The following is a 13,259-nucleotide window of genomic DNA, read 5'->3' on the forward strand; positions in this document are numbered from 1 at the left end:
ACCCCCAAATTAGGCCCAGGGCCTCCGATCACCGTTGACCGACAGTGATCGTTGAGTACCTTCTCCGAAGTGTCCCGGTTGACCCACACAGTGCAGTACTCGCGGCCCTCGGCTGTGCGTCCCGGCATCGACGGCACGCGCAGCCTCGATCTGGCGACCTCCGGCGGGTCGACCTCGCGTGGCCGGCCGGCTCACCCGCGGTTCTATTCCGGGTTCCTCACCGAGCCTGCCGCCGCCGCGGCGGCCGTGCTGGCGGTGGCAGACGTGGCGAGCGCGCGATACGACCGGCGTGACCTTTCGCGTTTCCTCGACCCAGTGGTCACCGGTAACGGCGACCGGTTGCGCTGGGAGTCGTTTTCCGCCTGCTGTGGTGTCTACGCCCGTCTCGATCTTTTGCGCGAGGGGCTGGACGGCGACGAAATCGGTTATGGCACGACGAATGTCGACGTCAACGAGCCCTTGCGGGACGCGCTGTCCCACATCGGTCGGGAGGACCCGCTGTATCTGCGGGTCGGTAGCGACGAGGTGGCGGTCACCACCGTCGATGGCGAGGTCGTGGAGAAAAAGGTTCCTCTGTCCGACCGCTGGTTGCGCGGTTTCGCCGAGGCGGCGGCGATCACCGCGGGTTTCGATCTGCGTGCCGAATTGCCCGCGGCGGAGGCGATAACGTTCCTGCGCACCGCTTTCCGGCCCGGTCGTGGCTCGTCGACGGTGTGGATGATGCCCGCCGGGCGGAGCCTGCGGCCGACGACCAGGCCGGGCCCGGGCGCGGTGTGCCTGGCCGGTGGGCAACGGCTGGTGTCCCTGCGACGCGTTCTGCGGCACGCCACTGGCCTGCGCGTCTACGGACCGTCCGTGGACCGCCTGGACACCGTCGCGTCGAGCGCGTGGGAAGTGCTGCTGCCCGGTATGCGACTGACTTTCGTGCTGTCACCGGAATTTGGCCGCGGATTCTCCGGCGAAGGCGCGGCACTGGACGCGCTCGCCTCGGACGGCGCGGGAGTCGACGGCGAACTGCTGGCGATGCTGCTTTCCTGGGAACCGCGTCTGGATCCGCGAAACCTGGCCGTCCGGTCCGGTCTGACTCCCCAGCAGGTTCGTGCGGCCCTGGCCTGGCTCGGTGCTTCGGGCCGCATCGGTTTCGATCTCGCCGACTCGGCCTACTTCCACCGCGAACTGCCCTACGAGGCTCAACGGGTGGACAAGCACAACCCGCGTCTGCGGGCGGCGCGTGAACTGGTCGATGCCGGTGCCGTCGTCCTCGACGACGACGGCGAGGGCGCGACAGTGACTTCGAACGGGAAAGTTCACCGAGTCCGGTGCGCGGACTCCTCGCCGGCTTGCACGTGCCAGTGGTGGACGACTTACCGGGGCGGTCGTGGACCGTGCAAGCACGCGCTGGCGGTCACGATCACGCGAAGAAGCGCGGTCCAGGCGGCGAAGGAGATTTCGCAGTGACCGCGCCGGTTCCGCCCGAGGTCTCGGATCTGTGTACCGCGGTGCGGCGGGGGCGGGTCGAAGACCTGCCGGGTCTGTTGAAGGCACTGACCGACGCCCAGCGCCGGGCCTGCCTGCCGGAGCTGCGAGCGCGGCGGAAGGAACTGCGGACCGCCCGGCCGGACAATTTCCGCGACTGTGTTCGCGCGACGCTGATCGCGGGTGCCGCCTGCAATCCCGGTGCGGCGGCCGCCGCGGCCTGGCTGTCGACCATCGACCGCGTCTTCGGGAAGCCGTGGGAACCGCTCTTCGACGTGCTCGCCGACCGGGGCCGCGAGTGGCTCGGCGACCTCGCCCAGCGGCTCGCCGGCCGGGACGCGGTGGCCGAGGCAAGTTACGAACTCGTCGCCGGTCTCGTCCGGATGTCGGGCTGTGCGGTACCCACCAGCGACGCCTTCGTCCGCGGCTGGGTTCACGAGACCGCCACCCCGGCAGGCCCGCTCGCCGACCGGCTGCGCGCTGACGAGTTCACGCCCGTCCTGCTGCCGAGGCTGTTCGATGTGGCCGAGGTCGGGGCCGAGATCAACTGGATGGAGCACTGGTGGGCGGCCCGCCGGCCGGAACTCGTCTGGAGCACCGCCCTGGCCGAACTGGCGGCTACCGGGTTCGTCGAGCGCGACATGCTGGTGGCGCGCTGTGTTTCCCGGTTGGTGCGGGGCACCGAGACCCCCTCGATGGCGCGTGGTTATCTCGCGATCCTGGCCGGATTGGACCTTTCCGCCGACGAGATGGCGGACCGGACCGGCGACTGGGTCCACCTGGTCGCGGATTCGCCCTTGCTGGTGGTGGTCGACCGAGCCCAGGAAATGCTGCGGCGGCTGTGGGAAGGGGACCGGCTTCCGGTTCAGTCGCTGGCCGAGGCCACTCGCGCCGTCTTGTTCCGTACCGAGAAGAAACCCGTGCGCGCCCATTTCGTCCTGCTGGGCAAGGCACTCGCCCGTGATCGATCCGGCGCGGAAACCTTGTTACCCGCCGTGGCCGAGGGATTCTCCAGTGCGGAGACCGACATTCAGGATCGTGCGCTCAAGCTGGTGGCCCGTCACCTCGACGCGGTGAGCCAGCGCGCGCGGACGGAGTTGGCGGAGGCCGCGACGGCGCTGACCGGCGATCTGCGGGCCCGCGCGGACAAGCTCTTCGGCGCCCCGCTCACCCCGACCGGCCCCGACTCGGAGGACTATCAGGAAGCGCTCCCCGCCGCCGTCGAGCCCCGACGACTGGCCCCCGCACCCGAGGGCGTCGACGAACTCGCCATGGACGTGGTCCTGCTTTTCCGGGCTTACGAACTGGAAGCGGAACAGGACGGTTTCGGCGTCAGCGGAGCGGTGCTCGAGCGCGTCCTGGACGGCCTGGTACGGCACGCCCACCGCGACTGGGTGGAGCTCGCGGAGGCCTTGCGCCCCGCGGTCCGGGACATCTTCGGGTTGCACAATCCTTTCACCGCCGTCCGGGGAAATCCGCACCCCCTCACCGTTGTGGTGTCGACGTTGTTGGGCGAGTTGCCTCCGCACCTCCTGCTTTCGGCCCCCGAGGAGCGCCGCAGAGCGCGGAGGTGCCCCTTCGACGCGCTCGATATCTACGAGTGGGTCCTGTTGGCGCGGATGTGGGAAGTGGCGCTGCGGATGTCCAAGAACACGCCGACGCCGTTTCTCCTGTCCACGCCGACTTTCGAAACCGGCGAGCTGGAGCCGGCGGAGCTGGTGGCACGATTGCGTGAATACCAGCGGCTTGGACTGCCCGTGGGGACGGTCGATTTCGAGCAGGCGCTGTTGCGGGTGCGGATCGACGAGAGCGCACAGCAGGCAGCGGAAGATCTCGGCTCGCCGGAGGGCCGGAGGCTCGTGGAATGGCTGCGCTCCGGCGGTATTCCGCAGCCGCCCGAAGGAGAGCACGTCCTCATCACGCTTCCGGAACCGCCCGCCCACAAATCGCACCGTCAACCCGCGATGTTGACGAGCAATGCCGGATTGCCCGCGCTGGCGGAGCATTTCGGCGAGCCTTTCCGGTATCTGGCACCACCGCTCACCCCGGCCTTGGACAACAGCCAGTGCCACCACTCGCTTCCCTGGAACGTTCCGGTGTGGCTGGGGACGCTGCCCGGGCACCGGGAAACCCTGGCCGCGCACCTGCTGGGCCCGATCGGTCAAGCCGTGCCAGGAGAGATCCCCGGCTCCGGACGCTGCCTGCCCGCGCTCGCCGAGGCACCGGGACCGGCCGGGCCCGCGACACATCTCGTCGTCGCCTACGGCCTGGGCGCGCGCGGCGTCAAAGACCGGGTCGGTGCGGTCGATGCGCTGCTGATGCTCGCCGCGACCGGAGCCCTCGACGCCGGCCGGTTCGGCAAGGACATCGCCGAACTCATCTGTCGTGGTCTCCTCAAGGCCACCCGGGTCTCCGACGCGCTGCGCACCGCGGCGGACGGGGGAGCGCACGCCACCACGTTCGCCGTCCTGGCCGCGGCGCTGCCGGTGTTGCTGGCCGACCCGAAGGCCGGCCGTGGCGCGGGTGCTTTCCTCGCGGTGGCCGCCGAATGCGCCGAGCGATGCCGTCCGGTCGCGGAAATCCCGCACCTGGAGGAAATCGCCGCGCGCCGAGGTTCCGCGCAACTCGTCCTCGAGGCCCGGAGGCTCCTGGCCGCGCTCAAGGCCTCGCAGCCCTGAAAGCGCTTTCCGCCCGCCTGACTTCCCGTTCATCGCGATGCGGCAAGCATCTTCCTGGCTCGTTCGATCAGGACGCGGGCGGCGGGGCTGACGGGACCCTTTGCGCGCCAAGCGAAAGCGAGCCGTCCACGAAGCCCGGGGCGGGTGATCGAAATCGGCCGGAGCCGGTCCGCGCGGGCTTCGGCGAATGCTTCCGGCAGGATCGCCACTCCGAGCCCCCGCGCCGCGAGTTGTGCCAGGACCTCGGGGTCTCCGGCCTCGAAGGCGATCCGTGGCGCGAATCCGTTGACGGCGCACGCTTCGTCGAGCCGCGCGCGTATCCCGGTGCCTTCCGGCAGGCTGATCAGCGGACGGCCCCGCAGGGTGTCGAGTGAAATCGTGGCGTGCGCGGCCAGTTCGTGGTCGTGGCCGACCGCGACGACGATCGCTTGTTCGGTGATCACCTGGATGTCCAGGCCCTCCGGCACCACGCTGCCGATACTGACGATCGCCGCGTCGAACCGACCGGTACGCAGACCGTCGACGAGCTCGTCGGTGGTCGCCTCGGCCAGGGTGATCTCCACCGCCGGGTGGGCGTCGTGGAATTCGGCGAGCAGCCCCGGCAGATCCACGTTGTGCGAAGTGACCGTGCCGATCGCGAGCTGCCCGCGCAGCAGCCCGGCCAGCTCGTCGACGGCCAGGCGGGCACCGGCGACCGCGGCCAGCGCCGCGCGGGCATAGGGCAGGACCGCTTCGCCTGCGGCGGTGAGACGGACGGAACGACCGCCGCGATCGAGCAACTCCTGGCCGAATTCCCGTTCCAGCCGCCTGATCTGCGCGCTGACCCCGGGTTGCGCCACGTGGACCCTCGCCGCCGCCCGGGTGAAGTTCTGTTCCTCGGCCACGGCCACGAAGTACTCGAGCTGACGCAGTTCCATAACTGCGGATTATAGCTCTGAGAAAAACTAGATGTTGGACTTCTAGGTCGCACAGCCCCAGGCTGAACACATGACAGACAACCGCGAACGGGCCGCTCAGCCCGAAGACCTGGCCAGACTGTTCGTCGAACGAGCCAACGCCCGCGATGCCGAGGGTATGGCCGAGCTGTACGCCCCCGATGCGGTGCTCGCGTACCCGCCCGGCGAGGCCACGGTGGGCCGCGATGCGATCCGTGCTGTGCTCGAACGACTCGTGGAACACGCCCCAGGGCCCTTCGCCCTGGAAGAATCGTTGCCCACCGTGCACTGCGGCGACCTCGCCCTCACCTCGACCCGTTCGGCCGACAACACCGGGGTCAGGGTGCAGGTGACGCGCCGGGAACCGGACGGAAGCTGGTTGCGCGTCATCGACCGCCCGGAAATTCATGGCTGACCGGAAAAGGTGCGAGGGATAGTCCCCGCCAGGATAAAAGACCGGTCGCTCGAACTTCCGGATTCGAGCGACCGGTCGAGTTCCCAAGCGTCTACCGTGATTTCAGTAGCGGCGAAGCTCGTCCAGCCACCACCGGCGGGCTGACAGTAATACGGCCTCGTGATGTCCGTGGAATTCCCGAGGGCGGCCGCCGCCTCGCAGGTCCACTGGTGGTTGTAATGACCGACGCGCCCAACGGGGAGACCCTCAGGGCTGGATGTGCTCCAGGTCCTCGAGGAGGCTGGGGCGCGTGGGCTGCCACCCGAGGACCTCGCGGGTGTGGGCGCTGGAGGCCGGCTGGTCCATGGCGAAGATCGGGCCGAAGGGGCCGAAGCTCTCCTCGGGCACCGACTCGACCGGCAGGCCGAGTCGCCGGCCGATGACGGTCGCGATGTCGCGGACAACGTCGCCTTCGTCGGCCACGGCGTGCCAGGCCGTCCCGGCGGGTGCCGACTCGAGGGCCAGCCGGAAGAGCACCGCCGCGTCGAGCGCGTGCACGGCCGGCCAGCGCTGGGTGCCGTCGCCGGGGTAGCCGGCCACGCCGGACCGGCGTGCCTGCTCCGTCAACAGGCCGGCGAATCCGCCCTTGCCCTCGTTGTGGACCGTGCGCGGCATGCGGACAGCCGTACTGCGCACCCCGCGCGAAGCCAGCTCCAGCAGCGCGTTGACCGAACGGCCGCGACCGCCCACCGGTCCGTCGGTCGGCAGGGGGTCGGCCTCGGTGGACGGACGGCCCGGCACCCACGGTGTGCCCGAGACCGTGACGATCGGACGATCGCTACCGAGCAGTTCTTCCCCCAGGGCGGCGAGAGCGGCACTCTCCTCGGCGATCGACCGCGCGAGGGCCTCGGCAGTGCTGTAGTCGCTGCCGAACGCCAGGCTGATCACGCCGTCGGCCTGTGCGGCACCGGCCCGTAGAACGTCGAGGTCGGCCAGCTGTCCGCGCAGTACCTGCGCTCCGGCGTCGGTGAGGGCCTGCGCGGACTTGTCCGATCGGGCGAGCGCGAGAACGGTGTGACCGCCGGCGAGCAACTCGCCGACGACGGGGAAGCCGATGGTGCCGGTACCGCCGGTGACGAAGACGTGCATGAAACTCTCCTGAAGTGATGGGACTGATGTCCCATCACGATACACAGTGACGGGACTCTTGTCCCATCACCTATGATGTCGTTCATGGCGCGATGGCAACCGGAGACGACCCAGCGGCTCGTCATCGCGGCCGTCGACCTGTTCACCGAGCAGGGATACGACGCCACCACGGTCGCGCAGATCGCCGAGCGCGCCGGGGTTACCAAGAGCACCTTCTTCCGGCACTTCTCCGACAAGCGTGAGCTGCTGGTCGCCGGCCAGGAGACGTTGAGCAGGTTGCTCGCCGAGGGGATCGCCGAGGCGCCCGCGGACGCCAGTCCGCTCGAAGCGATCGCGGCCGGTCTCGAACGCGCGTCCAGCAGTATGGGGCCGGCCAACCGCGAACTCGGCCCCCGCCTGAAAGCGGCCGTGGCGGCCAGCACCGAGCTTCAGGAGCGAGACGCCCTCAAAAGTGTGGGTCTCGCCGCCGCGATGACCGAGGCACTCATCGCCCGCGGTGTCCCCGACCCGACCGCGCAGCTCGCGGCGGAACTGGGAGTTCTGGCCTTCAAACGGGGCTATGCCCAGTGGTCCGAAGGCGATCGTGATGACTCGACAGGGCTCGCGCACCATGCGTTGGCCGCTCTGCGGGATCTGCGCACGGCAACAGCGTCGCTGGGCTGAATGTCGCCACATTCGGCAGCCTGCCGGACACCGTCGATTCCACTTGTGGCATAACCGATTCCCGGTGCGCTGCCACTGGCCTACCGTGGTCGCACGCGGTCGCCGACCACGGGCACGGCCGGCGTGCCGTTCACCGCGTTGTCTCCGGCGGACGGGCGTCCGGCGCCGTTGATCGTCACCTGGCACATGCTGGACGCGCCAAGGCCGGACGCCGCTCTGGTGACCTGGTTCCGCCGTCGGCTCTCCGGTCTTGTATCATCTGCTTGATACAAGACCGGAGGTCGTGGCATGCCGTTGGACAACAAGATCGCCATCGCCGTCTTCATGTTCGTTGTCGGCCTGGTGCTCCTTTTCCTGCTGTGGCCGGGAGACCGTCAGGGCGTGCGCCTGCTGCGCCGCTGGGGCGTCGCCGAGCCGCTCGAACAGGACGTGGCCGACGCGGTGCGTTATCTGCGCCGGCGGCGGTTTTGGTACCCGTGGCTGTTCCTGGGCATCCCCGCCGTCGCGAACACCGGTGTCACCATCGACGGCGAGGGCGACACGGCGTGGGTGGTGGTCTACACCATACTGTTCGGCAGCCTGCTCGCCGAGATCCTTGCCCAGCGCCCCTCTCGTGAGCCGCGACGTTCGGCCTCGTTGGCACAGCGCGGAATTCTCGACTTCGCGCCGCTCTGGGCGCTGATCGTCTTCGGCATCGGCACCGTGGTCACCGTGCTGCGGCTGACCATGACGGGGCACTGGCTGGAGCTGGCCGCGGCGCTCGTGGGGACCGCTTTGGCCTGGCTGATCGTGTTCCTCGCCGTGCGCCGCCCGTCGATCGGCCGTCCCGAGGTCGACTACGCGCTGCGCACCCGCAGCGCGCGAGTCGCGGTCGGCCTCGGCATCGCCGGGCCGGCCTCGCTGGTCGGCCCGGTCACGAACCTGGCCGGCCTGCTGTTCCAGGTGCTCAGCATCGTCGCCTTCCTCGCCATCGCCCAGCCCGATCGCCACCGCGCCGCGGCCGCCACGGGCTGAGTCGCGTGTCCCTGCGAGTTGTCATCGACAACGACAGCGGCCTCGCGCCCTGGAGGCAGGTGCACGACCAGATCGTCCGTCTGATCATCAGTGGTGCGCTCCGGCCCGGTTCCCGGTTGCCCGCCATCCGCCAGCTCTCCCGCGACCTCGGTCTGGCCGCCGGGACGATCGCCCGGGTGTACCGGGAACTGGAAACCGCCGGCTGGGTGACCACCGCGCGCGCCAAGGGCACGGTCGTCGCCGAGCAGGCCACGCATCCCGACCCCGGCGTCGTCCTGCGGTCCGCCGCGACCGAATTCGCCGCGCTGGCCCGGGATCTGGGGGCGGACGCCGACACCGCGACTCAGGCCGTGCGCGACGCCTACACCGCAGCCGAGTAGCACCGGTGGTGCCCAGCGCTGATCGTGCCCCGGTGGAAGGCCGTCGCGCCGCCCGTTCGACTTTCCCCTTACGCGAAGCGGAATTTCATGGCCTTCGCGACAGGCCGATAGCGTCGGATTCATGGAGTGGAATTTTCGGTCGGCCGAAGAGTCGGCGGCCGCGTTGCGTGCCGGTGAAGTGAGCTCGGTGGAGCTGACCGACCAGGCGATCGCTCGTATCGAGCGGGACGACAAGGTGATCAACGCGATCTGTGTGCCGGACTTCGACCGTGCGCGGGCCGCCGCGCACCGTGCCGATCAGGCGCGTGCCCGCGGTGAGGATCGGCCGCTGCTCGGTATTCCGGTGACGGTCAAGGAGTCCTACAACATGGCCGGCCTGCCCACGACCTGGGGCATGCCGCAGTACCACGACTACATGCCGGCCGAGGATGCGGTACAGGTGTCGCGACTGAAGGCCGCGGGGACTGTGGTGCTGGGCAAGACCAATGTGCCCTTGGGGCTTCAGGATCTGCAGAGCTTCAACGAGATTTATGGCACCACCAACAACCCGTGGGATCACCATCGCACGCCGGGCGGGTCCTCCGGCGGATCGGCGGCGGCCCTGGCGGCTGGATTCGGCGTGCTGTCCATCGGCTCCGATATCGCCGGTTCGCTGCGGACCCCCGCGCATTTCTGCGGTGTCTACGCGCACAAGCCGACGCTCGGGCTGGTGGCGAACCGCGGCATGGTTCCGCCGCCGGAGCCGGCCTTGCCGGTCGACCTCGATCTCGCCGTCGTCGGTCCGATGGCGCGCACCGCCCGCGACCTCACGCTGCTGCTCGACGTCATGGCCGGACCGGACCCGCTCACGCTCGGCGTGGCGTACGACTTGACGCTGCCGCCCGCGCGCCACGAGCGGCTGAGTGACTTCCGGGTCCTGGTCCTCGACGAGCATCCGTTCATCCCGACCGGGTCGGCTGTGCGGGCGGGCGTGAACCGGGTGGCCGACGCGCTTGCCGACGGCGGCGCCCGCGTCGAACGGCACAGTCCGCTGCTGCCCGATCTGGCCGAAGCCGCGACGCTCTACACGCAGTTGCTGGTCTCGGGCTCCGTCGCGCGTTTTCCCGTCGAAGAGGACGAGCAGCTGCGGACCCGCGCCGCCGGACTGAGCGCGGACGATGAGAGTCTGGACGCGGCGCGGCTGCGCGGGATGGTGTTGAGCCATCGCGACTGGATCTCCGTGAACAACCGTCGCGAGCTCCACCGCCACGGCTGGCGGCAGTTCTTCACCGAGTTCGACGCCGTGGTGTGCCCGATCACGCCGACTCCCGCGTTCCCGCACGACCACACCCCCAATTTGCTGGAACGCCGGATCGACATCGACGGCGCCGAACACCCCTTCTTCGACCAACTCGTCTGGGCCGGACTGGCCACCATGCCAGGCCTGCCCGCCACCGCGATACCAGCGGGCCTGTCCCCGGACGGCCTGCCGGTGGGAGTGCAACTCATCGGACCGATGTTCGAGGACCGCACCCCGCTGCGGCTGGCTGAACTGCTCGAGCAGAGGATCGGCGGCTTCACGTTGCCGTTGTCTCGGCCATAGACGCGAGGAGACGGAGTTTCTCATCGCTCTCGCTGCCCTGATCGGCGTAGTAGAGGACCAGCAGCAGATCCTCCACCGGGAGCTTGTCGCGGTGCAGGCACAGTTCGCCGACGACGGGATGGTTCACGGTGGTGGTGCCGCCGTCGAGGCCGCGGACGTCGTGGCGTGCCCAAAGGCTCCGGAACCGCTGACTCGACAGGGCGAGTTCACCCACCAGTTCCACGAACCGCGGGTTGTCGACATCGTCGCCGATGGATTTTCTGAAGGCCGCGATGAATCCTTCCGCGGAACGCGTCCAGTCCTGTTGGAAAGCCTGTTCCTCGGGGTCCAGCAGCAGTGACCGGAGACGGTTGTATCCCGGCCGCAGGCGCGGAGAGAGCGCGACGGCGAGCCGGTTGGATGCGAGCACGTCGAACGCGCGGCCTTCCACGAAGGCGGGAACCCCCACTCCGGCGAGAAGCTGACGTAACCGTGCGGGTACGCGTTCGGGTTTGCGGTGTCGCGGTGGCCTCGGGCGCGAGGCGACCAGGCCGAGGAGGTATTCCTCTTCGAGTTCGTCGAGGCGCAGGACCCGCGCGAGCGATTCGAGCACCTGGGGTGAGGGGTTCTTGTCGCGGCCGCGTTCCAGCCGCAGGTAATAGTCGGCGCTGATGCCGGCGAGCATGGCGACCTCTTCCCGGCGAAGCCCGGGAACACGGCGATTCGAACCGGCCGGAAGCCCGGCCTGCGCCGGAGTGACCAGCGCCCGCCGGGCACGGAGATAGGTGCCCAGCAGATTGGCACTGTCGTCGTTCATCTTCCTCATCGTAATGAGGGTCGGCTCAGCCAAAGGGGCCCTGCGAGGACCACGGAAGACCGGGGTACTGCCACCGTCCGGAGAACAGCTCGACACTCAACGGGACACCACACGGCTCGAGCAGGAGCAATCAATGGACATCAACGACCGCACCGTCTTCATCGCCGGAGCCACCTCGGGGATCGGTCTCGAACTCGCGCACCGCTTCGCCGCGGCAGGCGGCGCTGTCATCGTCGGCGGCCGCCGGACCGAACTACTCGACCAGCTGGCGGCTCAGGGATTCGCCACCGTTCCCATCGACGTGACCGATCAGGGCAGCATCGACCGTGCCCGCGACACGATCATCCGCGACCACCCGGGCCTCGACACGGTCGTGACGATGTCCGGAATCGGGATCCCCGAGGACCTGCGCGATCCCGCACATTTCGCCGCCGCGCACCAGACGATCGACACCAACCTGCTCGGCACCATCCGCGTCATCGACGCGTTCACCCCGCACCTGATCGGGCGCGGCACCGGCACCATCATCACGGTCACCTCGGGCATCGGCTTCCTCCCGTTCCCACTCCTGCCGACCTACGCCGCTTCCAAGGCCGGCGTGCACGCCTACACCGAGGCATTGCGTGCACAACTGGACGGCACTGGCATCGAAGTGGCCGAACTCGTCCCTCCGGCCGTGGCCACCACGCCGGAGTCCGCACGGCGCAACCCCAGCGCACTCGAACTGGGGGAGTTCGCCACCGAGGTGATGGACTTGCTCCGGACCGACCCGACTCCGCGCGAGATCCTCGTCAAGGGCGTGCTGATGCACCGGTGGGCCGAGCGCGACGGCACCTACGACGATCTGGTCGCCCAGCGGTCGCAGGCGCTCGCCGCGCTCCCGGGTCGTCCCTAACCGGCCATCATCCGCACGGCTCCCTTGACCAAGGCCTCGCTCGTTGCCTCGATGTGGGTTTCGTCGAGGTTCCGGGCCGGGTCGGAAACCATGACGCTGGTCGTCAGGGTGCGGCCGTCCGCGGCACGTACGAGGTAGTTCATCGTCAGCACGCCCGGCTCACTGCCGCCCTTGTACCAGACGGTCGGGAACCGGGACGGGTCCAGCGACAGGCCACCGTCGTTGATCGAGAGCGCGTGGCCGATCTCGGGCTGGTTTTCCTTGCTGAGACCGGAAAAAACGCGGCAGATGTCCGTCGGTGAGGCGAACCATTCGAGCTGGTCGATCTTCTCCGGCTTCGGCCAGATCGCCAGTCCCGTCAGCGGGAGTCGTTCCAGATCGGCCAATGCCGCAGGGCGGGCCCATCGCGGCAGCGCGAGGTAGGCGTCCGCGCGTGCCGGGTATTGCGCGCCCTTGAACTCGAACAACGCCTTGGTGGTCAGGAACGGGATGTTCGCCTGAGGCCGCTGGTTGCCGAACAGGAACAACTGCCGCTGCACGGCATCCCGGCCGAGCCGGTGAATGAGGTGGTCGGCCGCGGTGTTGTCACTGACCGAGATCATCTTGTCGGCGTAGGTGGACAGCGGGAGTTCGGTTCCGGCGGGCTCGTTCTGCAAAACGCCGGACGGCAGGCTCTTCCAGTCGTCCCGGATGGCCAGGTTCTCCGTCCACGACGCCCGGTGCTCGGCCACGGCGGTGCCCAGCGCGCCCAGCACATAGAGCTTGAACGTCGAGCCCAGCGGCCGCTGCACATCTTCGTTCACGCCGTGCACAGTCCGGCACCGTCCGTCCGCTCCGATTTCCGAGGCGGCGAAGGACACCCGTGCCCCGAGTGCGGAGAGCCTGCTGTCCAGTTCCTGCCATGAGCCCGGCACAGGGTCGTCGAAGGTGAAGCGCAGCGTGTCGATCAGGCCGTCCTGGCCGACGTGGAGTGAGGCGAGGTAGTCGTCCTTGGTCGCGTGGACGATCGCCTCGATCTGCTCGGGTTGTTCGGTGACGATCGTGCCCATGGTGAGCGGGCCCAGCGTGGCCAGCCCGGCGTTGACGCCGGCCGGACCGCCGGCCTTGTTCAGCAGCACCGGCGCCAGGTGCTCGCGAATCTCGTTGTCCGGTAAGGGAAGCCGGGTCGAGGCACTCACGACCCAGTCCAGTTGCTGCCGCGCGGTGGCCACGGTTCCGGCCTGCGCGGCGGGTAGTCCCAGCAGCGTCACCAATGCCGTCACCACGGCCACCACGGCTGGTCTCAGTTTCCGCATCG

12 protein-coding genes are annotated in these 13,259 nt (G+C 69.0%); 8 read left to right on the forward strand and 4 right to left on the reverse strand.

What is annotated here, in order from left to right:
- Positions 1 to 69 precede the first annotated feature (69 nt).
- Positions 70 to 1,458 carry an SWIM zinc finger family protein gene (locus ACFSXZ_RS02675; RefSeq protein WP_378260839.1) on the forward strand — a complete coding sequence of 463 codons (1,389 nt, stop codon included), beginning with the start codon at positions 70 to 72 and terminating at the stop codon, positions 1,456 to 1,458.
- Positions 1,455 to 4,154 carry a DUF7824 domain-containing protein gene (locus tag ACFSXZ_RS02680; protein WP_378260841.1) on the forward strand — a complete coding sequence of 900 codons (2,700 nt, stop codon included), beginning with the start codon at positions 1,455 to 1,457 and terminating at the stop codon, positions 4,152 to 4,154. Before ACFSXZ_RS02675 ends, ACFSXZ_RS02680 begins: the two co-directional genes overlap by 4 nt.
- A 29-nt stretch (positions 4,155 to 4,183) precedes the next feature.
- Here ACFSXZ_RS02680 and ACFSXZ_RS02685 read toward each other — a convergent pair whose 3' ends face one another.
- Positions 4,184 to 5,071, reverse strand: coding sequence for a LysR family transcriptional regulator (locus ACFSXZ_RS02685; RefSeq protein WP_378260843.1), 888 nt, complete (start codon positions 5,069 to 5,071; stop codon positions 4,184 to 4,186).
- A gap of 70 nt (positions 5,072 to 5,141) precedes the next feature.
- On the opposite strand from ACFSXZ_RS02685, the gene ACFSXZ_RS02690 reads away from it, so the two are divergent.
- Positions 5,142 to 5,504 carry a YybH family protein gene (locus ACFSXZ_RS02690; protein WP_378260845.1) on the forward strand — a complete coding sequence of 121 codons (363 nt, stop codon included), beginning with the start codon at positions 5,142 to 5,144 and terminating at the stop codon, positions 5,502 to 5,504.
- Between the two features lie 246 nt (positions 5,505 to 5,750).
- On the opposite strand, the gene ACFSXZ_RS02695 is transcribed toward ACFSXZ_RS02690, so the two are convergent.
- Positions 5,751 to 6,632, reverse strand: a complete 882-nt coding sequence (locus ACFSXZ_RS02695) for an SDR family oxidoreductase (protein ID WP_378260847.1) — start codon at positions 6,630 to 6,632, stop codon at positions 5,751 to 5,753.
- A gap of 84 nt (positions 6,633 to 6,716) precedes the next feature.
- On the opposite strand from ACFSXZ_RS02695, the gene ACFSXZ_RS02700 reads away from it, so the two are divergent.
- The 4 genes from ACFSXZ_RS02700 (at position 6,717) to ACFSXZ_RS02715 (ending at position 10,271) form a co-directional block, all read left to right on the forward strand.
- A complete protein-coding gene (locus ACFSXZ_RS02700) occupies positions 6,717 to 7,295 on the forward strand; it encodes a TetR/AcrR family transcriptional regulator (RefSeq protein WP_378260849.1) in 579 nt (192 codons plus the stop codon).
- Between the two features lie 288 nt (positions 7,296 to 7,583).
- On the forward strand, positions 7,584 to 8,309 hold the full coding sequence (locus ACFSXZ_RS02705) for a hypothetical protein (protein ID WP_378260851.1): 726 nt from the start codon (positions 7,584 to 7,586) through the stop codon (positions 8,307 to 8,309).
- An 11-nt stretch (positions 8,310 to 8,320) separates the two neighbouring features.
- Positions 8,321 to 8,689, forward strand: coding sequence for a GntR family transcriptional regulator (locus ACFSXZ_RS02710; RefSeq protein WP_449224269.1), 369 nt, complete (start codon positions 8,321 to 8,323; stop codon positions 8,687 to 8,689).
- A gap of 121 nt (positions 8,690 to 8,810) precedes the next feature.
- On the forward strand, positions 8,811 to 10,271 hold the full coding sequence (locus ACFSXZ_RS02715; RefSeq protein ID WP_378260854.1) for an amidase: 1,461 nt from the start codon (positions 8,811 to 8,813) through the stop codon (positions 10,269 to 10,271).
- Here the strand turns inward: ACFSXZ_RS02715 and ACFSXZ_RS02720 are convergent.
- Positions 10,246 to 11,067, reverse strand: a complete 822-nt coding sequence (locus ACFSXZ_RS02720) for a helix-turn-helix domain-containing protein (RefSeq protein ID WP_378260856.1) — start codon at positions 11,065 to 11,067, stop codon at positions 10,246 to 10,248. The two genes, ACFSXZ_RS02715 and ACFSXZ_RS02720, sit on opposite strands and share 26 nt — an antisense overlap.
- A gap of 133 nt (positions 11,068 to 11,200) precedes the next feature.
- On the opposite strand from ACFSXZ_RS02720, the gene ACFSXZ_RS02725 reads away from it, so the two are divergent.
- On the forward strand, positions 11,201 to 11,962 hold the full coding sequence (locus tag ACFSXZ_RS02725) for an SDR family oxidoreductase (RefSeq protein ID WP_378260858.1): 762 nt from the start codon (positions 11,201 to 11,203) through the stop codon (positions 11,960 to 11,962).
- Here ACFSXZ_RS02725 and ACFSXZ_RS02730 read toward each other — a convergent pair.
- Entirely contained in the window at positions 11,959 to 13,257 is a 1,299-nt protein-coding gene (locus tag ACFSXZ_RS02730) for a serine hydrolase (protein ID WP_378260860.1), read from the reverse strand. The genes ACFSXZ_RS02725 and ACFSXZ_RS02730 overlap by 4 nt on opposite strands.
- Positions 13,258 to 13,259: the final 2 nt, after the last annotated feature.

It is taken from the genome of Amycolatopsis pigmentata, assembly GCF_042684065.1.
Classification (GTDB): Bacteria; Actinomycetota; Actinomycetes; order Mycobacteriales; family Pseudonocardiaceae; genus Amycolatopsis_E; species Amycolatopsis_E pigmentata.

Coding starts and splice junctions, on each gene's coding strand:
- ACFSXZ_RS02725 (WP_378260858.1), top strand. CDS start 11,201: ATGGACATCAACGACCGCACCGTCTTCATCGCCGGAGCCACCTCGGGG.
- ACFSXZ_RS02700 (WP_378260849.1), top strand. CDS start 6,717: ATGGCGCGATGGCAACCGGAGACGACCCAGCGGCTCGTCATCGCGGCC.
- ACFSXZ_RS02715 (WP_378260854.1), top strand. CDS start 8,811: ATGGAGTGGAATTTTCGGTCGGCCGAAGAGTCGGCGGCCGCGTTGCGT.
- ACFSXZ_RS02690 (WP_378260845.1), top strand. CDS start 5,142: ATGACAGACAACCGCGAACGGGCCGCTCAGCCCGAAGACCTGGCCAGA.
- ACFSXZ_RS02695 (WP_378260847.1), bottom strand. CDS start 6,632: ATGCACGTCTTCGTCACCGGCGGTACCGGCACCATCGGCTTCCCCGTC.
- ACFSXZ_RS02730 (WP_378260860.1), bottom strand. CDS start 13,257: ATGCGGAAACTGAGACCAGCCGTGGTGGCCGTGGTGACGGCATTGGTG.
- ACFSXZ_RS02705 (WP_378260851.1), top strand. CDS start 7,584: ATGCCGTTGGACAACAAGATCGCCATCGCCGTCTTCATGTTCGTTGTC.
- ACFSXZ_RS02720 (WP_378260856.1), bottom strand. CDS start 11,067: ATGAACGACGACAGTGCCAATCTGCTGGGCACCTATCTCCGTGCCCGG.
- ACFSXZ_RS02685 (WP_378260843.1), bottom strand. CDS start 5,071: ATGGAACTGCGTCAGCTCGAGTACTTCGTGGCCGTGGCCGAGGAACAG.